The sequence below is a fragment of the Nocardia brasiliensis genome, assembly GCF_011801125.1.
Lineage (GTDB): Bacteria > Actinomycetota > Actinomycetes > Mycobacteriales > Mycobacteriaceae > Nocardia > Nocardia brasiliensis_C.
Genome location: NZ_CP046171.1, coordinates 5,180,743 through 5,205,361, shown reverse-complemented (window position 1 = coordinate 5,205,361; position 24,619 = coordinate 5,180,743). Strand labels below are relative to the sequence as shown.

Below are 24,619 nucleotides of genomic sequence, written 5' to 3'. Positions count from 1 at the left end.
CGATGACGACGAACGACACCTACGAGCGTCGCTCCTACGGGCTGTGGCAGAAGCCCCGCAGCGCAGGCCTTTTCGGCCTGCGCTGGGAGGAGACCGTGCTCGGCTTCGCGGTGGTCATCACGGCGTTGATCACCGCGATGGTCGGCGGTTTCAAATGGGGTCTGATCGTCGGTGGCACCGGCGTCGTGATCATGCTTCCACTGGTGTGGCGGACGGGGGGCCGCTCGGGCTACGAGACGGGATTGATGATGTTCAACTGGATGCGCTCGCGTAAGCGCGGCGAGCACGTGTATCGCGGCGGCCGGTTCTCCCGCATCCCCGGCGGGGTCACCCGGCTACCGGGCCTGCTCGCGCCGTCGAAACTCTACGAGGGTATCGACGCGGGCGGCTACAGCTTCGGCATGATCCACCTGCCGCAGTTCGCGCAGTACACGGTGGTGCTGCGGGCCTGGCCGCAGGGTCACGAGGCGGTCGACCAGCCGGTGATCGACCGGTGGGTCTCGGCCTGGGGCACCTTCCTCGCCTCGGTCGGCCAGACCAGCGACATCGTCGCCGTCGTGCCCGTCATCGACACCGTGCCGGAGACCGGAAACCGTTTGCTCACCGAGGTTTCCACGATCACCAGGCCCGAGGCGCCCGAGCTGGCCCAGCAGGTGATGTACGAGCTGGCCACCGAGCTGCCGCAGGAGCGGGTGCAACTGCTGCCGCGCGTGGCGATCACCTTCAAGGCGACCACCGCCGAACGCCGCAAGAACCCCGCCGAGGAGGCCGTGGAGATCGGCCGCAGGCTGCCCGGCATCTGCGCGGCGCTCGCGGAGGCCGGCGTGCGGGCCCAGCCGATGTCGGCCGACGAGGTGATCTCGTTCATCCGGCGCAGCTACGACCCGGCCTCGCAGGCCGACCTCGAGGTCGCCGCCAGCGAGCCGCACGGCCACGGCCTGGACTGGGCCGACGCGGGCCCGGTATCGCACGACGAGAAGTGGGATCATCTGGTGCACGACGGCGGCCGCTCGGTGACCTGGGAGATGGACGCCGCCCCGGAGGGCGCGGTGGACGAGCGGGTGCTGCAGCGGCTGCTCGCCCCGAATCCCGAAGTGCCGCGCAAACGTATCGCGATTGTCTATCGCCCGCACTCGGCCGCCGACGCCGCCGAGATCGTCGACGACGACTTCAAGAACGCGCTGGTGGCCCAGCAGAGCGAGCGCGGTGTCGTGTCCGCGGCGGCGACCCTGCGGGTGGGCGCCACCCAGCAGGCCCGCGAGGAACAGGCCAGGGGTCACGGTGTGACCCGCTTCGGGGCGCTGGTGACCATCACCGAGCCCCTGCGCGGCGACCTGCCGCGGATCGAAGCCATCACACGCGACCTGTCGACGCAGGCGCGCTTGAAGATTCGGCGGTGTTACCGCTACCAGGCGGCGGCCTTCGCGGCTTCGCTCGGTTGCGGGGTGATCCTGCCGGAACACGCGACTATTCCGAAGGCACTGGCGGGGTGAGTTATTCATGGCACGCGACTACGAGCCGCCCGTACGGGAACGGGACGAGCCCGCACCGCGGCGCGGCAGGCGCAGCGAGGACACCGAATACGAGCAGTGGGGCGAACGCCCGGCGGGCCGGCGCGGTGACGCGGGTGTGCGCGAGCGCTCCGGGCTCGAGGAGATGCCGCAGCGGGCACGGCGATTCGGCCGGGGCGCGGCGCGCGTGAGCGACGACCGGACCGGACTCGGCGAGATGTCCGAGCGGGAGCGCGCGCGGGAGGCGGCCGAGCGAAGGGCGCGGGCCGAGGGCCGCCCCGAGCGGTCCAGGGCCGAGAACGGCAGGGGCGAGCGCAGTTCGGATCGGGTGCGCGGCGACGCGGCCAGGGCGGCGCGCGCCCGCGACGGTGCGCCCCGCGGTGAGCGCGCGGTCCGGTCCGAACAACAACGCGGCGAGCGTCAGCCCCAGCCGCGTGGGCCGCGCGTGCCGCGCACCGCGCGCCCGGAGCGCACGGTGCAGGACCGCAACGGTTCGCGGGCCGCGCGCAACGCGCAGCGCGCCGACAAGGCCGACTACACCGCCGACCGGGCCATGGGCATGCCGACGATGGACAAGGCCGCGCTGCGGGCCAAGGCAAAGGCGGACCGGCGCAAGAACGCGGGCCCGCCGCTGCTCGACGAGGCGACCAGGGCCCGGCTCGAGATGATCGTGCGCGAGCAGACCGGCCTGCGGGCGGCCTTCGCGCAGTTCCGGATTCGCACCGACGACATTCGCAGACGCAACTACGCCGCCCGCGCGGAGCAGGTGTTCGAGGACGGATTCGACCGCAGCACCGCCCAACTCACCGACCGCGGCTATGCGGGCGAGGGCGGCGGCCGGATGAACGTGGTCGGCCGCCCCGTCGAATACCGGGCCACCACAGCGCAGGTCGCGGGTCTGTGGCCGTGGTCGGTGGGCGCGGGCGCGCCGCTGATCGGTACGCCGCTCGGTTCGCATCTGCACACCGGCGCGCCGGTCTGCTTCGACCCGATGAACTGGTTCATGCGCGGCAGCTTCATCACCGCGCCGAGCCTTTTCGTGCTGGGGCTCAACGGCTTCGGTAAGTCCTCGCTGGTGCGCCGGATCGTGCTCGGCGGCATCGCGCAGGGCATCACGCCGCTGATCCTGGCCGACGTCAAGCCGGACTACCGCAAGATGGTGGAGCTGGTCGGCGGTCAGGTGATCGACCTCGGCTACGGCCACGGCAAGCTGAACCCGCTCGCGGCGGGCGTGCTCGGTGCCGTGGTGCCGCGCCTGGACGACCATCCGGCACTGCAGCTTCAGGTGCTGCAGGACATGCGGGCCCGCCAGGTCACACTCATCGCGGGCCTGGTCGAACTGGTCCGCGGCGCCCGGGTGCGCGACTACGAGGAAACGCTGATCGCCACCGCGCTGCGCATCCTCTACCAGCCGGGCAGCGGCTACACCCCGGACCAGCCGCCGATCATGGAGAACCTGCTCGAGGTGATCGTCGCCGGCGGTGAGGAGCTGATGCTCGACGCGGGCGCCGACGACGCCGAGGAATACCAGAACGCGATCAAGAACCTGCGCCGCTCGCTGCGTGCGCTCACCCAGGGCCCCTTCGGCGCGGTCTTCAACGGGCAGACCTCGGTGCCGATCGACACCAGCGCCGTCGCGGTCTGCATCGACGTCTCGCACATCCCGACCGGCGACAAGAAGCTCAAAGCGGCTGTGATGCTTGCCTGTTGGGCCGACGGGTTCGCCTCGGTGGAAGCGGCGCACGTGCTCGCCGACGCCGACCTCGGGCCGCAGCGCTACTTCCAGGTGGTGATGGACGAGCTGTGGCAGGTGCTGGGCCTCGGCGACTTCATGGTCGACCGCGTCGACGAGCTGACCCGATTGCAGCGCGGCATCGCCACCTCGCTGATCATGATCAGCCACACCATCAAGGACCTGCAGGCGCTCGGGTCGGAATCGGCCATCGCCAAGGCGCTCGGCTTCCTGGAACGCGCGCGCGCCAAGATCTTCGGCGCGCTGCCCGCCGAAGAGCTCAAGCGACTGGACAGCATCGTGCCGTTCACCTCCGCCGAGGAGCAGATGGTGACCGGCTGGTCGGCGCCGCAGGCGTTGACCGGCGAGGCGCTCAAGCCGGGGCAGCAGCGCCCCTCGCCGCCCGGTACCGGCAAGTTCCTGCTGAAGATCGGTGAGGATCGCAGGCCGGGCATCCCGTTTCACATGGAGTTCACGCTCTCGGAGAAGGAGAGCGGAATCCACGACACCAACCAGCGTTTCAGCGAATTCACCGAATCGACTGCCCGAGGCACGGATTCGCAGGGCGGGAGTGCCGCATGAGAGATGCCAGACGCGACTTACCGATCGTTCGCCGCCGCGGGAGGTGTGCCAGATGATGCCGCACCGCTCCTACCGCCGGGTCTCGCCGGAGGTGCGCCAGGCCGCTGTCCAGCAGGTCGTCGCGCTCACCGGCAAGCTGCGCAGCGAGTCCGAAGCCTGCCGTGTGGTCGCCGAACAGATCGGCGTGCACACCAATTCGGTGCGCAACTGGGTGCGCGCGGCCGAGGGGCCGAGCCTGGAGCGCCTGGACGCGTCCGCGCTGCGCCGGAAAGTGGCGCTGCTGCAACAACAATTGGCGGCGGCGGCCGAGATGAACCGCACGCTCGCCGACACCCTCAACGAATCCCGGCGCGGCCAGTGAGCCCGGTGCCCGCCGATGCGACCGAAGCTGCCTTTCCCCCCGCATGTCGGGCGCAAGGGCACCTCCGGTCATATCGGCGTGCGCGGGTGGCGGGTGTCGCCGGGGCGGGCAGGGCGAGGCCACGGTGAGCGGACGGGGGCTGCTGTGGGGCGCGCTCGGCGCGGTGCTCGGCCTGATGGTGGTCGTGCTCGTCATCGTGATGCCCGCCGTCGACGATCCGTGCGAGGGCGCGTCGGTGCTCGGTTCACCCGCGGCGCTGCCGCCGCTGGGTGGCTTCCCGCCCGGTGATCCCAGGGCGAGCGCCACCGCGTCGGCGACACCGGCGGACCCGGCCGCGGCTGCGGGCACGTCGGCGAACCCGACGGTCACGGCGACGCCGTCGCTGGCCGCGGGCGCAGGCCCGATCCGGCGCACGCTGCCCTTGGCCACCGGCACCTTCACGGTCTCGGACACCTTCGGCGCGCGCGGTGGCGCGCACAAGGGCATCGACCTCGCCGCCTCCGACGGCACCACCATCTACTCGGTCGCCGACGGCCGGGTGGTGGCCGCCGGACCCGCGTCGGGTTTCGGCAACTGGGTGGTCATCGACTCGGTGGACACCAACGGCCGCGCGTATTCGGCGGTGTACGGCCACATGTGGGATTCCGGGGTGCACGTGCGGGTGGGCGACACCGTGACCGCGGGCCAGCCGATCGCGCAGGTCGGCTCCGCGGGCGAGTCCAGCGGTCCGCACCTGCATTTCGAGATCGTCCCCGGCGGGCGGTTCACCGGCGGTCGCCAGATCGATCCGCTGCCCTGGCTGGACGGCGCGCCGACTCCGGATGTCGGTGGGGCGCTGGCCTATTCCAGCGATCCGCGCTGCAACCGCGGGTTCGGCACCGCGGGCGGCGCGCTCGCGGCGGGCAAGGTGCCCCCGGAGCTCGAGATCTGGTATCGCCGTGCGGGTTCGATCTGCCCGCAGATCACGCCGTCGCTGCTCGCCGCGCAGGGCAGGCAGGAGTCCGGTTTCCGGCGCGGCGCCACCTCGCCGGCGGGCGCGCAGGGCCTGGCCCAGTTCCTGCCGAGCACCGCGGCGAGTGTGAATCCCGATGACGGGCAACCATATGTGATCGATGCCGACGGCAACGGCACGGCCAGCGTGTGGGACGACGGTGACGCGATCATCGGCCAGGGCAGATATATGTGCGCCATCGCGCACAAGATCACCCAGTGGCAGGCGCAGGGGCGGGTGCACGGCGATGTCACCGCGCTGACCCTGGCCGCGTACAACGCGGGCGAGGGCGCGGTGCTCGCGTCCGGTGGCATGCCGAATCAGGTTGCCGCGCACTACTCCGAGACCCAGCCGTACGTGGCGAACATCCTCGCGATGGAGGCGCAGTACCGCGCGCCCGGCGCGCTCGGCCGGTTCGATCCGAGCGAGGGCGGCGGCGGCAGTCAGATCGTCGAGGCGGCGCACGATTGGCTCGGCACCCCGTACGTCTGGGGTGGCGGCGGACCGCAGGGCCCCAGCGGCGGCGGGCTCGACGGTCCCGGCCTGACCGCGGCCGCGGTGTTCGCGGCCTCGTCCGGCGCGGTCGTCTTGCCGCGCACCGCCGAACAGCAGTGGGAGGCAGGAGCGGAGGTGTCGATGAACAAGATCCAACAGGGCGATCTGGTCTTCAGCGCGTTCGGTCCGCGCGGCCCCGCACAAGTCGGCATCTACTCGGGCAACGGCCGGATGATCCAGGCCGTGCCCGGCGCGGGTGGCGGCGTGACGGAGGTGCCGGTGCCGGGCGACAGCAGGGCGAGGAGGGTCCTGTGAAACACGCAGGTGATGGACTGACCGAGTGTCGGTCGTTGCGGTTAGCCTGGAGAGATACAGCGGTGCGCACGGCAGGTCTGCCCGATCGCGAACGGCACGGGCGGCGCCGCGCGGTACGTACGAGCGCTGTGCAGACGATAAGGGCCCGCGCGAAACTGGTGGTGATGCTGGTGATGAGCGTCGCGATGCTGAGTGCGGCCTGCGGCACGGGGAACCGGGAGGACGCGGGATCCGGCGGGGCGCACCCGGCCACGTCCACGACCAGGATGCTGGAGGGGGTGCCCGCGCCCGATCCGGTCACGCCCGACGGTGTCGCGGTGACCGCGCTGCGCGAGATCTACACCTGGCAGCCCGCGACGGAGGCGCAGGGCGCTTCGCTGGCCCGCGCGCGGAAGTGGCTGGGGCCCAGCCTGATCCGGGTGCTCGACAGCACACCGACCGGGCTGGAGACGCCCAAGACGACGTTGCAGTGGTCGGACTGGGCTACCGCGAAGGCACGCGTCGAGGCGTTCACCTTCGCCTCGGGGGAGCGCCCGCCGAACGACGGTGATCCGAACGTCCAGCAGTTCAAGATCGGTATCGAGCAGACGGTGGTCTACCCGAACGGGCGCAAGGAGCAGCTGCCGCCCGCGACGGTCATCGCGACCGTCGTGCAGACCCCGGACGGCTGGCGGCTCGACGCGTTCCGCTGAGCACCAAGATCTCTCGCAGAGAGCACGCCCACAGACCAACAGCCCCGCAGAGGACAACAGGAGGCAGACATGGCGAAGAAGCCGGTGCAGGATCCGGCCGCGGTCGGGCCGGATACCACGATGATCGCGCTGTACGCCGGGTTCGCGGTTCTCGGCACGCTGTGGGTGGCGCTGCATCTCGGCAACGCGATGATGGCGACGCCGCAGTCGCTCCCGATCAACCCGATCGCGATCGTCGCCGATCTGATCCGCGGCAAGCTGGTCTGGCCGCGCGCGTCCAGCGTGATCGTGGTGTTGGTCGCGGCGGCGGCGCTGGCCTATGTGCTGATCAAGAAGCGGATCGCGAAGCGCAAGACGATCGGCAGGCTGCCCGTCGACGACAAGGCCGACCACATGGGGCAGGGCAGTGCCATAGCGCATCTTACCGAGGCGGGCGTGCGGGAGAAGGCCAAGCAGCTCGAGGTGCGGCTGGGCTCGCAGGACATCCCCGGCGTGCCGATCGGCATCGGCATCGCCGACAACCAGATGCTGTACGGCTCCTACGAGGATCTGCACCTCGACATCTGGGGTCCGCGCCAGGGCAAGTCGACCTCCCGGGTGATCCCGGCCATCCTCACCGCGATCGGCCCGGTGCTGGCCACCTCGAACAAGCGCGACGTGGTGGACGCGACCCGGGATGTGCGCGAGGCCAAGGGAAGTCCCACCTTCGTGTTCGACCCGCAGGGTGTCGCCGGTGAGGAGCCCAGCTGGTTCTGGGATCCGCTGTCCTGGGTCGACGCGCGCCGCGAGGGCTGCGAGATGCGGGCGGCCCGGCTGGCCGGGCACTTCGCCGACGGCGACGACGGCTCCGACGCCAAGACCGACGCCTTCTTCGACCCCGAGGCCGAAGATCTGCTCGCCGGTCTGTTCCTGGCCGCCGCGGTCGGCGACCGCAACGGCAGCAGGCCGATCGTGCAGGTCTGGGAATGGGTGACCAACCCGCAGGACACCGAGCCGATCGAGCTGCTGCGCGCGGCCAGGCACCACTACACCGCCTCCGGTCTGTCCTCGCAGTACAACGCCGACGCCCGTACGCGCAGTGGCATTTTCGGCACCGCGAAGAAGATGATCCGCTGCCTGAAACTGTCGAACGTGCATCCCTGGATCACCCGCGGCGGCGACCGGATCCAGTTCGACGAGCTCGCGTTCATCCGCGACAACGGGACGCTGTACAGCCTCTCGCTCGAGGGGCGCGGCTCGGCCGCCCCGCTGGTCAGCGCGCTCACCGAGGCCGTGATCGACGTCGCGATGCGGACCGCGTCGCAGTCGCGCGGTGGACGGTTGCCGATCCCGCTGCTCGCGGTGCTGGACGAGGCGGCCAACGTGGTGCGCTGGAAGGATCTGCCCAAGCAGTACAGCCACTTCGGTTCGCGCGGCATCGTGGTGATGACGGTGCTGCAATCGTGGGCGCAGGGCGTGCGCTGCTGGGGCGAGCCCGGCATGAACGCGCTGTGGGCCGCCGCGAACATCAAGGTGCTCGGTAGCGGGGTGGACGACACCGCCTTCCTGCGCGAGCGCTCCGAGGCGATCGGCGATTACGAGGTGATCTCCTCGTCGGTCTCGGAATCCAAAGGCGGCAAGAGCTATTCGCGCTCGCTCGGCTCATCGAAGACCTTCAGCGTGCAGGGTCTTGCGCAGTTGCCCCGCGGTCGCGTGATCGTCTTCCCGTCCGGCGCGCCGCCGGTACTGGTTCGCACCGTTCCGTGGTGGGAGGGCGAGTACGCTGCCGAGGTGAAGGAGTCCATCTCGCACCATGATCCGCAGCGCAAGACGGAGATCGGTGACCTGATGCCGGGCAAGCCGTCACTCAGCAAGAGCACGACGCCGCCGGAATACGGAAAGGTCGAGGAGGTCAGGCCACTGTGAGGCAGCGCAGCGAGCGAGCCTTGGGCACAGCATTATCGGGCACGGCGGAGCCGAGCGTCAGCGAGGTGCGGCCGTGACCGAACAGCAGCAGCAACCCATGATCTACGCGAGCGTCGTCGAGTTCGTGGAGAACTACCTGAGCCTGGTGTACCGGCGGCAGGTGACCGATCTCAGCGACACCGTGTGGTGTCCGGAGTGGTGGCAGCACGCCGAGGCGGTCGCCCGCCTGGACGCGATGTGGCGGGCCTGGGAGCACTTCCGGCTAGACGGCGCAACGGGTTTGAGCGTCTGGTTCCTCGACCACGCGGACCCGCACATGGCCAAGCTGTTCGATCCCAAGGGCCCGTTCAAGTACTGCAGTGTGCGCAACGGGCACAAGGACATGCTGAGTCCGTTGCCGTTGAAGTCGCCGCAGCACGGGATGTTCGGCGATCCCACCATCGGCGACTTCCGGATGTAGCGGAGGAGTTCGTCCGCCAAAAGCAAACGCCCGCTTGATAAGCGGGCGTTTGCTTTTGGCTTCGGGTCAGCGGGTGCGTTCCAGGCCGCGGGATTCCTGTTCCCTGGCCCTGGTGACCGCGGGCGCCTCCTCGGGGCGGGTGCGTACCGCCTCGATCGGCGGCTGCGCCTGCCCCACCTCGATCAGCATGCGAACGGCGGCCAGCTCCGGCGCGACACCCATCTTGGCCAGGTGCGCGGCGATCGCCATGCGGCGTTCGGGGGAGTCGTATTGCAGCACCGGCTTCGCGTGTGCCGCGGCGGTGGCGGCCATCCGGGTGGCCTCGGCCTGCGCGGAGAAGCGGTCCTTCTCCAGGGACACACCGCGTTCCGGGATCGGGCGCTCGATCATCCGAGCGAGCTCGGTGTTGCGCGGATCCTTCGACTTGGCGTCCCTGGCCTCGCGCACCTGCATCTCGCGGGCCTCTTTCATGCGGGCCTCGGTGATCTTGACGCGCGCTTCGGCTTCTTTTTGACCACGCTCGCGGGTCCGCAGCGCGACCAGGGTCGCAAGCTGCAACATTGTCCTCATCATGGCCGCTGTCTCGCGGCCGATGTCGTCCAGTTCCTCGGACATGGCTGCTCCCCGATGCTGCAGTGATCACTATGGATGTTGTGGTGCTTCGTCTCGGACACCGCCACGCGAACTGTAGTCCGTCGGACGACGCCCCGGCTGCAAACTTCGACACCGGGAGGGCTCGTGTCGTGGCATTCCCTGGGAATGGGGATTACCCAATTCTGGGACTACTACGCTACGGGAACTCCGTGTTTCGAGATTACCCGAGAAAGCCGCGACGCAACCGTACGGCTGTGCCGCTTATCAGCATATATCGCACATTTCCGGCAGGCTCGGGAACGCGCCGGACGTTCTTCGGTGTAAGCCCACCCTTACCGGATGTTTAGGTACACCTAAGTAGAGGTGGACGTGTTTCGGGCCCGGAACCAAGATCGGTCCGGGCCCGAAGCGTGTGGTGAAGATCTCAGTCGATGCGCACCGACTGGATGGTGACCGGTTGGGTCGGCTTGCCATCGCCGGGGCCGTTGGAGTCGTCCTGGCCCGCCTTGGCGATCTTGTCCAACGTGGCCATCGAGTTCTCGTCCACGGTGCCGAAGATCGTGTAGTTCGGCGGCAACTGGGAGTCGCCGTAGACGATGAAGAACTGACTGCCGTTGGTGCCGGGGCCCGCGTTGGCCATGGCCAGCGTTCCCCGCTTGTACGCGATCGGCTGCTGCGCGGCCATCGGGTTGTTCGGGTCGAGCTGATCGGTGGGGTACTCGTTGTCGAACTCGTAGCCGGGGCCGCCCATGCCGGTGCCGGTCGGGTCGCCGCACTGCAGCACCTTGAGGCCCTCGCCGGTGGTCATCCGGTGGCAGTTGGTGTCGTCGAAGAAGTTCTGCGACGCGAGGCTGACGAAACTGTTCACCGTGCAAGGCGATTCGGCGTTGTCCAGGGTCAAGCCGATCGGACCCTGGTTGGTCTCCATGCTGACGCTGACCCGCGCGTCGTTGCCCGTGGTCGGGATGCCCTCGCTCTTGGCGGGCTTGGTCGCGGGCTTGTCGGCGGGCTTCTGGCCGTCCTTGTAGACGCAGTTCACCAGCGCGGGCTTGGCGACCGGTGCGGGCGGTGCCGCGGCGGCCGGCTCGCTGGACTGGGTCGCGTCCTTGGCTTCGGAGCTGTTGTCGTCGCTCTTGGTCAGGAAGTACACCCCGGTGACCGCCGCGACCACCACGATGACACCGAGCACCGACCCGGCGATCGTGAGTTGCTTACGCCTGCGTGCGCGCTCGGCCCGGTTGGCGAGCTGGCGCTCCAACTTGCGTTTCGCCGCCGCTCGCCGCTGTTCGTTGCTCGGCACTACCACGTTCCTCCCGTGTCCGGTTGTTACGGCCCTAGAGTCTGCCATTTATTCCTGAGACTGCTCGACACTTCCTGAGAGCGGTGCGCCTCACCGCCGCGACCGGCCGAAACCCGTGCTCGATGGGGGGTGTCTGGGGAATCGGGCGCAACGGGCGCGCCGCGCTGCCGGTAACCGGTTGGACGCGAGGGGGCGTGGTGGTGGAAACTGGACCATCGTGACCAAGACCAGCAGCTTCTCCGCCCCGAAGGGGGTTCCGGACTATGTCCCGCCCGGCTCGGCCGAGTTCGTCGCGGTCCGCGACGGCCTGATCCGCGCCGCCCGACTGGCCGGGTACGGACATATCGAGCTGCCGGTCTTCGAGGACACCGGGCTGTTCGCCCGCGGTGTCGGCGAGTCGACCGATGTGGTCAGCAAGGAGATGTACACCTTCCCCGACCGCGGCGACCGCAGCGTCACGTTGCGGCCGGAGGGCACCGCCGGGGTGATGCGCGCGGTCATCGAGCACGGACTCGACCGCGGCCAGCTGCCGGTGAAGCTGGTGTACAACGGGCCGTTCTTCCGGTACGAGCGGCCCCAGGCCGGCCGGTACCGGCAGCTGCAGCAGGTCGGCATCGAGGCGATCGGCGTCGATGATCCCGCGCTGGACGCCGAGGTGATCTCGATCGCCGACGCCGGCTTCCGCGGCCTCGGCCTCGACGGCTTCCGGCTCGAGCTCACCTCGCTCGGTGACGAGACCTGCCGTCCGCAATACCGGGAACTGTTGCAGGAGTTCCTGTTCGGGCTGCCGCTTGACGAGGAGACCAAGCGCCGGGCGCAACTCAACCCGTTGCGGGTGCTCGACGACAAGCGACCCGAGGTGCGCGCGCTGACCGCCGACGCGCCGCTGATGATCGACCACCTGTCCGAATCGGCCAAGACGCATTTCGAACAGGTCCTCGGCCATCTGGACGCCCTGGGCGTGCCGTACGTGGTGAACCCGAGGATGGTGCGCGGGCTCGACTACTACACCAAGACCACCTTCGAGTTCGTGCACGACGGGCTGGGCGCGCAATCGGGCATCGGCGGCGGCGGGCGCTACGACGGGCTGATGGCACAGCTCGGCGGACAACCGTTGTCCGGCATCGGCTTCGGGCTCGGCGTCGACCGCACGATGCTCGCGCTGCAGGCCGAGGGCAAGACCGCGGGCGACCCGGCGCGCTGCCAGGTGTTCGGGGTGCCGCTCGGGGACGCCGCGCAGCAGCGGCTCGTCGTGCTCGCCGCGCGGCTGCGGGCGGTGGGGATCAGCGTCGACCTCGCCTACGGCGGGCGCGGGGTCAAGGGCGCGATGAAGGCCGCCGACCGCTCCGGTGCGCGATTCACCCTCGTGCTCGGCGATCGCGACCTGGCCGAGGCCACCATCGGGCTGAAGGACATGAGCACCGGTGAGCAGCGGCAGATTCCGCTCGACGAGGCGGTCGCCACGCTGCGCGCGGCACTCGCTCCGTAGGGCGGCGTTCGCCACGTGCGCGCCGGGCGCGACCGGTGTCGCGCCGGGCGGGCATCGGTGTCGCGCCGGGTGGGCATCGGTGTCGCGCCCGGCGGGCATCGGCATCGGTGTCGGTGCCGGTTCCGCGGATTCGCACCGGTTCCGGGTCGCGTTGATCCGCGGCGGTGCGTTCGATCGAGAGGGGGGCCGGTCGAACGGGCGACGCCGTGGTGGCCGCTGGAGTAACGTGACAGCGCGCGTGACGTGGTGCCGGTGTCACGGAGAGGGTTGGGCGAGTGCAGGCGAATTCTGGTGAGCAGCAGACGGATCCGCCGGTCGGGTTGGATCTCGTCGCACCCGAGATGTACGCGCCGATGCTGCGCAGGCTGGCTCTTGCCGCCGCGGGCATCGGCATCGGGACCACGCTGCTGGCGGCGACCGTGCTCACCTGGCCCGTCGCGGTGCTCATCGGGGTGGTCGTCGGCGCGCCGACCGTCGGGTACGCGGTAGCGCTGCGACGGCGGCGAATGTGGTTGTCGGGCACCACGATTCATGCCCGCCGTGCATTCGGTGAACGGCGGGTCGAGGTGTCCGCGGCGACCGGGGTCGAGGTGCTGGTCTTTCCGGCGCGGCTGAGCCGGATCGTGCTGCGCGTGACCGCGGGGGAGTTCTCCCAGATCATCCCGCTCGCCATGTACACCGACGCGGGCAGCGGCCGTGAGATGCACCTGCTCGGCCTGCGCCGCCTTGCCGACGCCCTCGCCACCAGCCAGCTCGCCGCCGCGGTCTCGGTGTCCAGCATGCTTGTCCAGCAACTGCGTGCCGAAGCGCGCGACGCCCACCTCGCCGAGCGCCCGCTCTACCGCGCCGTCCAGCTGGCGCGCGGCAAGGATTACGTCTCCCCGATCGTCCTCACCGACCGCGAGGTGGCCGCCCTGCTCTGAGCCGATCGCCCGATGCGGTGGCGCGGCAGCGCAATTGGCCGCGCCGGTGACGGTGCGCTGTCGCGTGGGCACGCGGGGCGTTGCCACAGCCGTCGTCGTTCGATATCGCACGCATGGTGCGGGCCTGCCTGATCGCGGTGCGACGAGCGTGCGCCGGTGACTGTCGCGTTGCTCACCGTGTGGTTTCGGGGCCGGTGAGGGTCGATAGGGTTGGAGCGAGAATCGGCCTACGGCAAGGAGTTGATCGGTGAACACCGCGGTTCGGAATGCGCCTGTGACTGTTGCGGTGACCGGCGGGGCGGGGCAGATCGCGTACGGGTTGCTGTTCCGGATCGCCTCCGGTGCGATGCTCGGCGCCGATACGCCGGTGCGCCTGCGGTTGCTGGAGATTCCCGCGGCGGTGGCCTCGCTCGAGGGCGTCGCGATGGAGTTGGAGGACGGGGCGTTTCCGCTGCTCGAGTCCATCGACATCAGCGACGACCCGTGGGTGGGGTTCGCGGGGGCGAACGTCGCGGTGTTGGTGGGCGCGCGCCCGCGCACCGCGGGCATGGAACGCTCGGATCTGCTCGCCGCGAACGGCACGATCTTCACCGAGCAGGGTGCGGCCATCAACGCCAGCGCCGCCGACGACGTGAAGGTGCTCGTGGTCGGTAATCCGGCCAACACCAACGCCTTCATCGCGATGAGCAACGCCCCCGACGTGCCCGCCGAGCGGTTCACCGCGATGACCCGCCTCGACCACAACCGCGCGATCGCGCAGCTGGCCAAGAAGACCGGCGCGCCCGCGGCCGAGATCGAGCGCATTGCCATCTGGGGCAACCACTCCGCGACCCAGTACCCGGATATCGCGCACGCGACCATCGGCGGCAAGCCCGCGCTCGACCGCATCGCCGACCGCGCCTGGCTCACCGACGATTTCATCCCCACCGTGCAGCAGCGCGGCACCGCGATCATCCAGGCTCGCGGCGCGTCGTCGGCCGCCAGCGCGGCCAGCGCCGCCCTCGACCACATCCACGACTGGGTGCGCGGCACCGCCGCGGGTGACTGGGTCTCGATGGCCGTCCCGTCCGACGGCTCCTACGGCGTGCCCGAGGGGTTGATCAGCTCGTTCCCGGTCACCTGCGCCGACGGCGAGTACACGATCGTGCCCGGCCTGGACATCGACGACTTCGCCCGCTCCCGCATCGACGCCACCGTCGCCGAACTCACCCAGGAACGCGACGCGGTCATCGACCTCGGCTTCGCCAAGCGGGCCTGACCTACGCCGCGATCGCCGCCTAACCGACCGTCCAGGTTTCGGGGCCGGTCAGCAGAGACTGGAGTGAGTTCCGGTCGACTGGTTTGCGTTCGCGGGCGGAGGTGGTCTGGGCGCGGACGCCGTCGTCGTAGGTGGGGCGGCTCACGCTGCGGAAGACGCCGGTGACGACGTGGTCCAGAGACTGGTCGGACAGCCGGGACAGGGCGTAGGCGTATTCCGGGTTGTCGCTGTAGGCGTCGTGCACCACGATGTCGGCTTCGGCAACCGCGTCCGCGCGGGTGATCCGCAGGCCGAAACCGCTTTGCACCACGGCGAATTCATTGTCGGCGCCGAACCGGATGGGTTGTCCGTGGTGCAGCGGGATCAGATGGTCCGCGGCATTGTCGCGGCGCAGCGCGTCGAACGAGCCGTCGTTGAAGATCGGGCAGTCCTGCAGGATCTCGACGAACGAGGTGCCCCGATGCTCGGCGGCGGCCCGCAGCACCTCGGTCAGCCCGGCCCGATCGGAGTCGAGGGCGCGGGCGGCGAAGGTGGCCTCGGCGCCGAGCGCGACCGACAGCGTGTTGAACGGATGGTCCACCGAGCCCATCGGGGTGGACTTGGTGATCTTTCCCTCCTCCGAGGTCGGCGAGTACTGGCCCTTGGTGAGCCCGTAGATCCGGTTGTTGAACAGCAGGATCGTCATGTTCACGTTGCGGCGCAACGCGTGGATGAGATGGTTGCCGCCGATCGAGAGCGCGTCGCCGTCACCGGTCACCACCCAAACCGACAGATCGGGCCTGGTCACCGCCAGCCCGGTCGCGATGGCGGGCGCGCGGCCGTGGATGGAGTGGATGCCGTAGGCCTCGAGGTAGTACGGGAAGCGGCTCGAACAGCCGATCCCGGACACGAACATCAGGTTCTCCCTACGCAATCCGAGCTCGGCGAGGAAGCCGCGCACGGTCGCCAGGATCACGTAGTCACCGCAGCCGGGGCACCAGCGCACCTCCTGATCGGAGGTGAAGTCCTTGACCTTCTGCGGTCCGTCGGCGGCGGGCACGCCGGACAGTCCGGTCAGGCCCAGATCGGTACCGACGAGCGAGGTCTCCATGATGGTCATTCGTTGCCCCCAGTAGGTCGGACGTCGCCCGGTTGTGCCCGGTTCGCCGAGCTGTCCGGCTGCGTCGTGTACGTGGCCCGCGCCCGTGCGGCGAAGGCCTTGTCGTGTTCCATCTCCTCGAGCGAGCCGTCCAGGGCGGCGTCGATCACCCCGACGAGTTCCTGCGCGGAGAACGCGGTGCCCGCGACCTTGGTCCACGGCCGCACGTCGACCAGATACTTGCCGCGCAACAGCAGCGCGAGCTGGCCGCCGTTCATCTCCGGGGCGACCACCGTGCGATAGCGGCGCAGCACCGCACCGAGGTTGGCGGGCAACGGATTCAGATGCCGCAGGTGCGCCTGCGCGACCGGCACGCCGCGGCGGCGGGCGCGGCGGCAGGCCTCGCCGATCGGCCCGTACGAACTACCCCAGCCGATGAGCAGCAGCTCGGCGCGACCGTCCGGGTCGTCGACCTCGAGATCGGGCACGCCGATCCCGTCGATCTTGGCCTGGCGCAACCGCACCATCAGTTCGTGATTGGCCGGATCGTAGGAGATATTGCCGCTGCCGTCGGCCTTCTCGAGACCGCCGATCCGGTGCGCGCGGCCCTTGGTGCCGGGCACGGCGAGCGGCCGGGCCAGTGTCTCCGGGTCGCGGGCGTAGGGCAGGAACGGGTCGGTCTCCGCGCCCGCGGGTTCGAAGGCCGGGTCGATCGGCGCCAGCTCGGTGACGTTCGGAATCGACCACGGCTCAGAACCGTTCGCGATCGAGCCGTCGGAGAGCAGCAGCACCGGCGTGCGATAGGTGAGCGCGATCCTGGCCGCCTCCACCGCGGTGGCGAAACAGTCGGCGGGGGAGCGCGGCGCCAGCACCGCGACCGGCGATTCGCCGTTGCGTCCGTAGAGCGCCTGCAGCAGATCCGCCTGCTCGGTCTTGGTCGGCAGGCCGGTGGACGGGCCGCCGCGCTGCACGTCGATGATCAGCAGCGGCAACTCGGTCATCACCGCGAGGCCGATGGTCTCGCTCTTGAGCGCCAGACCGGGTCCCGACGTGCTGGTGACGCCGAGCGAGCCGCCGAGCGAAGCGCCGAGCGCCGCACCGATTCCCGCGATCTCGTCCTCGGCCTGGAAGGTGGTGACGCCGAAGTTCTTGTGCTTGCTCAGCTCGTGCAGGATGTCGGAGGCCGGCGTGATCGGATAGGTGCCGAGAAACACCGGCAGCCCGGCCAATTGGCCCGCGGCCACCAGTCCGTAGGCGAGCGCGGTGTTGCCGGTGATCTGGCGGTAGGTGCCGGGCGGCAGCTTCGCGGGTGCGATTTCGTATGTGGTGGCGAAGCTTTCGGTGGTCTCGCCGTAGTTCCAGCCCGCGCGGAAGGCCAGCACGTTGGCCTCGGCGATCTCGGGCCTGGCCGCGAACTTCTCCCGCATGAACTGCTCGGTGCCGCCGATCGGACGGCCGTACATCCAGGACAGCAGCCCGAGCGCGAACATGTTCTTCGCGCGCTGGCCGTCCTTTTTGCCGACACCGGTGGATTCGGTGGCGCCCATGGTGAGTGAGGTCATCGGGACGCGGTGCACCACGAAATCCGACAGTGTGTCGTCGTCGAGCGGGTCGGCGCGATAGCCGACCTTGGCGAGGGTGCGTTTGGTGAACTCGTCGGTGTTGAGGATGAGGGTGGCCCCGCGCGGCAGGTCCGCCAGATTCGCCTTCAGCGCCGCGGGATTCATCGCGACCAGCACGTCGGGCTGATCGCCCGCGGTCAGGATGTCGTAGTCGGCGATCTGGATCTGGAACGACGAGACACCGGGCAGCGTGCCCTGTGGCGCTCTGATCTCGGCGGGGAAGTTTGGTTGGGTGGCGAGGTCGTTGCCGAACGCGGCCGCTTCATGGGTGAAGCGATCTCCGGTCAGCTGCATGCCGTCACCGGAGTCCCCGGCGAACCGAATCACGACCTTTTCCAATTTCGCTGCGCCCGTGTCGCTTTGGGCCGAGCCGGTGGCAGCGCCGTGGCCGGTGCCGACATCATTCTGGTGCGAAACCATGTGCCTGCTTCACTTCCTCGTCGATGAGAGGGGTGCCATTCGCCAAACTACTCCGCACCGCGCGGTGCGTGCGCCCGATATGTGTGGTTCACCACGGAATCTGGTGTGCGTTGCTGCGCAACCGATGGTGGAGGCGTCAGCCGAACAATGCCAGCTGCGGGTCCGGCGCGTGCGCACTTTCCGGTTGTGTCCGCGGTTCTGCCGGTTTTTCCGGCTTCAGGGCGTGTCGCTCGAGCAGCGGATCGACGCGCTCACGCAGCCACGCCGAGTACTCCGGCGGCACGTAGGCGCCCCGGCCGTAGAGCTGGCGGTAGCGCCGCACCAGCGCCGGATGGTGTTCGGCGAGCCAGCCGAGAAACCAGCCGCGGGTGCTGCCGCGCAGATGCATCGGGAAGGCGACGGCCGAGTGCGCACCCGCCGCGGCGATCGCGCCGAACAGTTCGTCGAGGTGCGCCCTGCCGTCGGTGAGATACGGAATCACCGGGGCGACCAGGACATTCACCGAGAAGCCCGCGTCGGCGAGCGAGCGCACCAGCTCCAGGCGCGCCTTGGGTGTCGGCGTGCCTGCTTCCAGGCCGCGATGCAGGTCGAGATCGTTGATCGCGATCGAGACTGCCAAGTTCACCTGAACTTGGCGGGCTGCCATCGTCAGTAATGGCAGATCCCGGCGCAGCAGGGTGCCCTTGGTGAGGATGGAGAACGGCGTCCCGGAATCGGCGAGCGCGCGAATGATGCCCGGCATCAACCGATATCGTCCCTCGGCCCGCTGGTACGGATCGGTGTTGGTGCCGAGCGCCACCGGCTCCCGATGCCAGGACCGCCTGCGCAGTTCCTTACGCAACACCGCCGCGATGTTCGTCTTCACCACGATCTGGGAATCGAAATCGTGGCCCGCGTCCAGCTCCAGGTACTCGTGCGTCGGGCGGGCGAAGCAATAGCGGCAGGCGTGCGAGCACCCGCGCATCGGATTGATCGTCCAGTGGAACGGCATGGACGAGCTTTCCGGCAGTTTGTTCAGCGCGCTCTTGCACAGCACCTCGTGAAAGGTGATGCCCTCGAACTCGGGCGTCCGCACGGTGCGCGTCAGACCCGCCCGGGTGAGTCCGGGCAGTGCGCCGTCCTCGGCGTCCAGGGTCTGGTTCTGCCACCGCACCCCATCAGTCGAACATGTGTTCTATAGCGTGTCAAGCGATCTGCCGGGTGTCCGGCGGGGTGAGCGGGGTGGGGTCGGCGAAGAAGGCGACCAGGTCGCGGATGGTGTCGTCGGTGCTTCTGGGCTGGTAGCCGAGCTCGCGCTCGGCCTTGCCGTGATCGACCAGCGGCGCCGAGATGAGCGCGCCCAGTGCGGCTTTCGAGACGATGTCGGACTTGAACAGCTTGCCGATCGGCGCAAGCACCGGGATGGCGCCCGATACGAGCTTGGGGGAGATGGCGAACTTCGGGCCGCGTTTGCCGCCGTGCCTCGCGGCGAGTCGGCAGAGCTCGAGCATCGAGATCATCTCGCCGCCGAGCAGATAGTTCTCGCCGGTGCGGCCGTTTTCGGCGGCCAAGATCAGGCCCGCTGCCACATCGCGCACGTCGACCAGGTCGAACCCGCCGCCGATCATGGCGGGGATGCGCCCATGGGCGGCGTCGCGCAGCGTGCGATTGATCCGCGAGAGCGGCTTGCTGAAGTCGAGGGGACCGAATACGCCGGTGGGGTTGCACAGTACGGCGTCGAGTCCGTCGTCGATCACCTTGCGCAGCGCCACCTCGCCCGCCCATTTGGAGCGGTCGTAGACCGGGAGCGCGTCATCGGTCGAGCGGGCGGCGTTCTCGTCGATCCGGCCGCCGCAGCGGTACTGGTCGAACGCGTGGATCGAGCTGGCGTGCACCATTCGGCGCGCGCCGACCGCGAGCGCGGCCTCGGCGACCACCCGGACGCCCTCGGTGTTCACCTTCCAGGCCAGGTCGTTCTTCTCCGCCAGCGTGATCACCGCGACCAGGTGGTAGACGATCTCGGCGCCCTCTAGTGCCGCGCGCATCGATGCCGGGTCGAGCACGTCGCCGCTGACCCAGGTGACATTGGGCAGCGGCGACGCGGGTGGGACCGCCCGGTCGACCGCCGTGATCTCGTGGCCGCGCGCGGCGAGCAGGCGGAGCAGGTTCGTGCCAAGGTAGCCGGCTGCGCCGGTCACTGCGACCTTCATGCGAACGAGAATATAGAACTTGTTCTAATTTGCAACACGTTCCAGTTCCTTTCCTATTCCCACTGTCAACGTGCCGTTGGACTCGAAAGTTGCCGGTACCGTCGGCTATATTGAGCCCAACCGTGGCGGCCCTGCCGTTCGGCAGGGCAAGCGGTGACGACGAAGAAGTTCACGACACTGATGTGCACGACGATTTGGGGGGCAACTCGATGAGTGATCTCTCGGTAGAGACCGAAGCGGTCCGGGCGTTCGCCGCCACGAACGCGGGGATCTCCGGTGATCTGGCGGGGGCGGGCAATTTCGACGCGGTGAAGAACGTCGCGGCGCTCGTTCCCGTGTTCGGTTTGATCGGCGCCGACTATCTGGCGATGTTCGCCGCGGCGCAGGTGCTGCAGGCCAAGGACATCAACGACCTGTCCGCCAAGTACGCCAAGCTCTCGGAATCGGCGTTCAGCGCCGCCGCCGCCTACGACGCCACGGACTGGTCCAACGCGGGTGCCCTCGGCGCCATCGGCAACCAGATCGGAGGTGCGGTGTGAAGCCACTCGACACCGGGGTGATCGCACCCGAAGAGCACGCGATGGCGCACGCCGCCGATCAGAACGTCGCCATCGGTCAGCAGGCGGTGTTCGACTCCGTACAGAACGCGCCGCAGGCGGTGCTCGACGTGTCGCTGCCGCAGCTGCCCGAGGACCTGCCGCCCATCGAGCCGCCCGAATTCGTGCTGGCCAAGAAGATCAGTGAGGACCAGCACAACGCGATGGGGATGGGCATGCCCGGTCTGTCCGGTGCGCCTACGGCCGACAACGCCATTTCCGGTGTGCCGTCCGATGTCTCGGCGCTGCTCGGGGACACCGGCGCGGCGATCCAGCAGGCCGCCGCCCCACTGGCCGCGGCAGGCGCGGGCGTGCTCGATCAGGCGCAGGGCGTATTGAACGGTGCGCTCGGCAGCGCGCCCAGTTCGGTGGCCGCCGCGGTCAGCCAGGCACAGGCGGCCATCCCGACCTCGCTGCCCGCCCTGCCCGCCGATCCGGTCGGCGCGCTCATGCAGGGCATCGCGGTACCCGCGCTGCCCGGTGTCGACCTGCTCATGCAGCCGATCCTGTCGCTGCTCAACAGCTTCGGCAGCGGCGTCATCGGTGCGCTCGACCCCACCGCGATCCTCAGTCAGTCGTCCAAGGTGATCGACATGGCCATGTCGGTCGGCAAGGGCAGCATGACCACCGTCGAGCAGCTGTGGCAGAGCCAGGCCGCGCGCAACGCGCAGGCGGCCGGCGCGAAGGCGAACGCCGAGGGACAGGAGACCAGCCAGCGCGGTATCGACATCTCCGAGCTCACCCAGCGGGCGGCCGCGGTGGTGCAGCAGGGCAACGCGCAATTGCTCGGCATCGCCTCCTCGTTCGCGACGCAGGCCACCGCGATGGCGCCGGTGATCCTCACCCCGCCCGCACAGGCCACCCTGATGGCTTCGGCGACCGAACATCTCGGCCAGGCGGTCGGCGTCGTCAACGCCACCCGCGGTGACCTCGCCGGGAAAACCGGCGAACTCAGCAGCATGGTGCAGCAGCTGGTCGCGCCCGGCGGCGGACCGGCGCCGCAGGAGGTCGCGCAGGCGCTGGCGCAGAACGTCGGACAGCCGATCCTGGAACAGGCGCAGTCCACCGCCTCCGACACGGTGACCAAGGCGGCGGGCGTCGACTCCGCGCTCACCGGAACGCCGAGCTCGACCACGCCGTCGTCGGTGCACAGCTCGGGCACGCCGACCAGCACCAACAGCGGTCTCGGCACCGGCGTGCCGAGCGGCCTGAGCCGCTCGGGCAGCCCCGGCGTCAGCGGACGGCCCGGCACCAGCGGCCTCCCGGCCAGCCCGAAGCTCACCGCCGTGCCGGGCACCAGTCTGCCCGGCGGCCGCCCGATCAGCGGTATGCCCGGCACCACGTTCGGTCCCGGCGCCACCGGTACCCCGGGCACCACGACGGCGGGCACCGGCAGCGGCTTCATGGGTGGCCCCGGCGCCGCGGGCGCGCAGCGCGGCAGCGAGGACGAGCACTCGCGCACCGTTCAGCCCTACCAAAGTGCCGCGGGCAACGACGATCTCACCGGTCCGCTCGGTGAATCCACTCCGGATGTCATCGGCGCCACCCACTCCGACGAGATCATCAGCTCGGACTACGAGCAGGATCAGTTCTAGGCGCGGGTTCCGGTTGCCGCTGAACGGCGACTCCGTGCCCTGCTGGACCGTCAGTCTTTGACGAAGGCGTCCAGCAGGGTGCGGTACAGCTTGGCGAAGCGCTTGCGCGCGGTCAGTTGCTGCTGGCTCAGGCCGTCGTCGGACTCGGGGGCGTAGACGACGACGTGCAGAGCTTCGTCCGGCGGTGCGGGCATGAAGTCGATGATCTGCGTGCCCTGGTCGGTGACGGTGGGCACGCCGAGATCCACGGTGCTGAGCGCCTTGGTCTCGGTGAGCGCGGCGGCGAGCACATCGGCGGGGAGACGGCCCTTGACCTCCGTCGCCGGTGTGTCCGGACCACGTTGCGGGGCAACGGCATCGGGGATGCGCACGGCGCGGCCGTCCTCGAAGACCTGCAGTTGCGGCCGCAGATCGACACGCGGCTGCCAGGCGTTCGGGAAGGTGGTGAGCGTCAGCAGCGCCATCGGGGCGGAAGCCGGCGGCGAGCCGGGGGTCGTGGGCTGATCACCGCTCGGCTCAGCGCCCGCCGTCCCCAAGCTCCCGACAAGGCTCACGATAACCACCAGCAGTGCCGTCTTCAGACCACGCATCAATTCACTCTCTGCCGCTTCTGTGTACCGGCAGCGGTCCATGACGCGACCGATCCCGGTACCCGGCACCATCCATGCCGTACGCCGATTATTGAACGGACCGACCCGCTCGCGCACGAACAGCCGCCCGAACTGAACCAGCTTCAGCCACACGGCCATTCGCGCACCGCCGTGCCGCCGTGCCGCCGCGTCGCTGTGTCGCCGCGTCGCTGTGCCGCTGTGCTGCTGTGTCGCTGTGCTGCTGTGTCGCTGTGTCGCCGCGTCGCTGTGCCGCTGTGTCGCTGTGCTGCCGTGTTGCCGTGTCGCCGTGTCGCTGTGCTGCTGTGTTGCCGTGTCGCCGTGTCGCTGTGCTGCTGTGTCGCCGTGTCGCTGTGTCGCTGTGCTGCCGTGCTGCCGTGCTGCCGTGCTGCTGTGTCGCCGCGTCGCTGTGCCGCTGGGCCTGTGGCGTCGCTGGCTATGTGGTCGTGCTGGTCCGTGTGCGGGTGACGCCGCGGCACCGCCTGCCCCCACGGCACCGCAGTGACGCGGCCACGGTTGTGGACGCCGTTCCATCCAGAAGCGGTGGCATCCGCGGTTACACCCCGCAATGACTGCCCAACGCTGGACGCACGCCGCGCGTGCCGACCGCAATCTTGCACTGGTCAACTGATCACGAGGAACTGGTGGCGGCGCGCTCTCGGGCGTTGCCGCCACCAGTTCCCCGTGATCAGTTGACCAGTATCGGAATCAGCGCAGTGCTGGGGGGTTGGACAGGTCGGGAGCCGAGTAGGTGTCGCAGGCTCGGACCTGGCCGGTGCGGTACCCGGTGAGGAACCATTTCTGCCGCTGCTCGGAATCGCCGTGGGTGAACATGTCTCGATTCACGCGGCGATTCGACGCCCGTTGGATCCGGTCGTCGCCCACCGACGCCGCGGCCGACAACGCGTCGTTGATGTCGTTGTCCGACAACGGCTTCAAGAACGGCTGCCCACCACCGGGCGCCGGCGTCTTGTCCGCGAAGTGCGCCCAGATGCCCGCGTAGCAGTCGGCCTGCAACTCCGTGCGCACCGCGCCGGAATTCGCGCCACGCGGATCCTGCTGCGCGCGACCGATATCGCCGAGCTGATTCTGGATGTGATGGCCGACCTCGTGCGCCACCACATACTCCTGTGCGAGCGGCCCACCACTGGAACCGAAACGATCCACCAACTCCTGGAAGAACGTCACGTCGAAATACGCGGTCCGATCCGCCGGGCAATAGAACGGACCCACATCGCTGGTCGCGTTACCGCAACCGGTCGCCGTCGCACCGGAGAACAACGTCAGCTTCGGCTTGGCGTACCGGGTATTGGTCTGCTTCGACAACTCCGCGGACCACACCGCGTCCAAACTCTGTGCCGTGAGCACCACCCGGCAATCGACATACTTGTTCGCATCCGCGCCGGTCTTGCAATGCGCCGGTGTGCCCGCCGAGCCCGGCTGCGTCTGCTGCTGGTCCTCGGCGCCGGTGAACTGCCCGAGAATCGACCCCGGATCACCACCCAGCAGCAACGTCAGCACCAGCACGATCAAGCCGCCGGCGCCACCACCCAGCGCGATCTTGCCGCCCATCCCCGGACCACCGGAAGACGCCCGATCCGGATCGATCTGCATGCCCTCGTTGAAGGTCATCGGCTGTATCACTTTCTGTGTTGGTTGGCCGCGTGGCCGCGGCGTGTTCGCGGCCCCATAAATCTCCGCATCGCGGAGCGATTCGATGAGGGGCGGTGGTCGGGCGACGGGTGGGCCTCGTGGCTCAGCGGTCGAGACTCGCGCCCGCGGCGCGTGCGCTTCGACCGCTGAGCCACGAGACGGCCGCGAACGGGTCGCTCGTAAGACTCGCTCCGTGGTGGGGGCGTTGGGTGGACAAGGGGACTGTTGCTTTCACGGTTGTGGTGCGCGG

General features: G+C 69.3%; 20 protein-coding genes. 12 read left to right on the top strand and 8 right to left on the bottom strand.

Annotated elements, in window-relative coordinates:
* The first annotated feature begins 2 nt into the window (after positions 1 to 2).
* From F5X71_RS23445 to F5X71_RS23415, 7 genes are all read left to right on the top strand, one after another.
* Positions 3 to 1,493 (top strand): SCO6880 family protein, encoded by a 1,491-nt coding sequence (locus F5X71_RS23445; RefSeq protein ID WP_167466674.1) that lies wholly within the window; start codon positions 3 to 5, stop codon positions 1,491 to 1,493.
* Between the two features lie 7 nt (positions 1,494 to 1,500).
* Positions 1,501 to 3,825, top strand: coding sequence for a hypothetical protein (locus tag F5X71_RS23440; protein ID WP_167463975.1), 2,325 nt, complete (start codon positions 1,501 to 1,503; stop codon positions 3,823 to 3,825).
* Positions 3,826 to 3,877: 52 nt separating this feature from the next.
* Positions 3,878 to 4,186, top strand: coding sequence for a transposase (locus F5X71_RS23435; RefSeq protein ID WP_029899114.1), 309 nt, complete (start codon positions 3,878 to 3,880; stop codon positions 4,184 to 4,186).
* A gap of 124 nt (positions 4,187 to 4,310) precedes the next feature.
* Positions 4,311 to 5,987, top strand: coding sequence for a peptidoglycan DD-metalloendopeptidase family protein (locus F5X71_RS23430; protein WP_167463974.1), 1,677 nt, complete (start codon positions 4,311 to 4,313; stop codon positions 5,985 to 5,987).
* A 128-nt stretch (positions 5,988 to 6,115) separates the two neighbouring features.
* Positions 6,116 to 6,679 (top strand): hypothetical protein, encoded by a 564-nt coding sequence (locus tag F5X71_RS23425; protein ID WP_238815423.1) that lies wholly within the window; start codon positions 6,116 to 6,118, stop codon positions 6,677 to 6,679.
* 69 nt (positions 6,680 to 6,748) lie between these two features.
* Positions 6,749 to 8,584 carry a type IV secretory system conjugative DNA transfer family protein gene (locus F5X71_RS23420; protein ID WP_167463972.1) on the top strand — a complete coding sequence of 612 codons (1,836 nt, stop codon included), beginning with the start codon at positions 6,749 to 6,751 and terminating at the stop codon, positions 8,582 to 8,584.
* 73 nt (positions 8,585 to 8,657) lie between these two features.
* The gene (locus F5X71_RS23415) at positions 8,658 to 9,044 is read left to right on the top strand and encodes a DUF4913 domain-containing protein (RefSeq protein WP_226887260.1); all 387 of its coding nucleotides are present in this window, start codon (positions 8,658 to 8,660) and stop codon (positions 9,042 to 9,044) included.
* Between the two features lie 66 nt (positions 9,045 to 9,110).
* Here the strand turns inward: F5X71_RS23415 and F5X71_RS23410 are convergent, their stop codons facing one another.
* Positions 9,111 to 9,659, bottom strand: a complete 549-nt coding sequence (locus F5X71_RS23410; protein WP_167463971.1) for a hypothetical protein — start codon at positions 9,657 to 9,659, stop codon at positions 9,111 to 9,113.
* Between the two features lie 403 nt (positions 9,660 to 10,062).
* On the bottom strand, positions 10,063 to 10,938 hold the full coding sequence (locus tag F5X71_RS23405) for a peptidylprolyl isomerase (RefSeq protein ID WP_167463970.1): 876 nt from the start codon (positions 10,936 to 10,938) through the stop codon (positions 10,063 to 10,065).
* A gap of 217 nt (positions 10,939 to 11,155) precedes the next feature.
* Between F5X71_RS23405 and hisS the strand changes: the two genes are divergently transcribed.
* The 3 genes from hisS (at position 11,156) to F5X71_RS23390 (ending at position 14,608) form a co-directional block, all read left to right on the top strand.
* Positions 11,156 to 12,427 carry a histidine--tRNA ligase gene (hisS, locus tag F5X71_RS23400; protein ID WP_167463969.1) on the top strand — a complete coding sequence of 424 codons (1,272 nt, stop codon included), beginning with the start codon at positions 11,156 to 11,158 and terminating at the stop codon, positions 12,425 to 12,427.
* Between the two features lie 275 nt (positions 12,428 to 12,702).
* The gene (locus tag F5X71_RS23395; protein ID WP_167463968.1) at positions 12,703 to 13,350 is read left to right on the top strand and encodes a hypothetical protein; all 648 of its coding nucleotides are present in this window, start codon (positions 12,703 to 12,705) and stop codon (positions 13,348 to 13,350) included.
* Positions 13,351 to 13,597: 247 nt separating this feature from the next.
* Entirely contained in the window at positions 13,598 to 14,608 is a 1,011-nt protein-coding gene (locus F5X71_RS23390) for a malate dehydrogenase (RefSeq protein WP_167463967.1), read from the top strand.
* 19 nt (positions 14,609 to 14,627) lie between these two features.
* Here F5X71_RS23390 and F5X71_RS23385 read toward each other — a convergent pair whose 3' ends face one another.
* From F5X71_RS23385 to F5X71_RS23370, 4 genes are all read right to left on the bottom strand, one after another.
* Positions 14,628 to 15,707, bottom strand: coding sequence for a 2-oxoacid:ferredoxin oxidoreductase subunit beta (locus tag F5X71_RS23385; RefSeq protein WP_167463966.1), 1,080 nt, complete (start codon positions 15,705 to 15,707; stop codon positions 14,628 to 14,630).
* Entirely contained in the window at positions 15,704 to 17,728 is a 2,025-nt protein-coding gene (locus F5X71_RS23380) for a 2-oxoacid:acceptor oxidoreductase subunit alpha (RefSeq protein WP_238815422.1), read from the bottom strand. The genes F5X71_RS23385 and F5X71_RS23380 overlap by 4 nt, the downstream gene beginning before the upstream one ends.
* A gap of 136 nt (positions 17,729 to 17,864) precedes the next feature.
* Entirely contained in the window at positions 17,865 to 18,881 is a 1,017-nt protein-coding gene (locus F5X71_RS23375) for an Rv2578c family radical SAM protein (protein ID WP_167463965.1), read from the bottom strand.
* 31 nt (positions 18,882 to 18,912) lie between these two features.
* Positions 18,913 to 19,917, bottom strand: coding sequence for an NAD-dependent epimerase/dehydratase family protein (locus F5X71_RS23370; RefSeq protein WP_167463964.1), 1,005 nt, complete (start codon positions 19,915 to 19,917; stop codon positions 18,913 to 18,915).
* 209 nt (positions 19,918 to 20,126) lie between these two features.
* Between F5X71_RS23370 and F5X71_RS23365 the strand changes: the two genes are divergently transcribed.
* Both F5X71_RS23365 and F5X71_RS23360 read left to right on the top strand, forming a co-directional pair.
* Positions 20,127 to 20,456 (top strand): type VII secretion target, encoded by a 330-nt coding sequence (locus F5X71_RS23365; RefSeq protein WP_167463963.1) that lies wholly within the window; start codon positions 20,127 to 20,129, stop codon positions 20,454 to 20,456.
* Positions 20,453 to 22,108, top strand: a complete 1,656-nt coding sequence (locus tag F5X71_RS23360; protein ID WP_167463962.1) for a hypothetical protein — start codon at positions 20,453 to 20,455, stop codon at positions 22,106 to 22,108. The genes F5X71_RS23365 and F5X71_RS23360 overlap by 4 nt, the downstream gene beginning before the upstream one ends.
* 50 nt (positions 22,109 to 22,158) lie before the next feature.
* On the opposite strand, the gene F5X71_RS23355 is transcribed toward F5X71_RS23360, so the two are convergent.
* Both F5X71_RS23355 and ypfJ read right to left on the bottom strand, forming a co-directional pair.
* Positions 22,159 to 22,857 carry a hypothetical protein gene (locus tag F5X71_RS23355; RefSeq protein WP_238815421.1) on the bottom strand — a complete coding sequence of 233 codons (699 nt, stop codon included), beginning with the start codon at positions 22,855 to 22,857 and terminating at the stop codon, positions 22,159 to 22,161.
* 567 nt (positions 22,858 to 23,424) lie between these two features.
* A complete protein-coding gene (ypfJ, locus tag F5X71_RS23350; protein ID WP_167463961.1) occupies positions 23,425 to 24,348 on the bottom strand; it encodes a KPN_02809 family neutral zinc metallopeptidase in 924 nt (307 codons plus the stop codon).
* Positions 24,349 to 24,619: the final 271 nt, after the last annotated feature.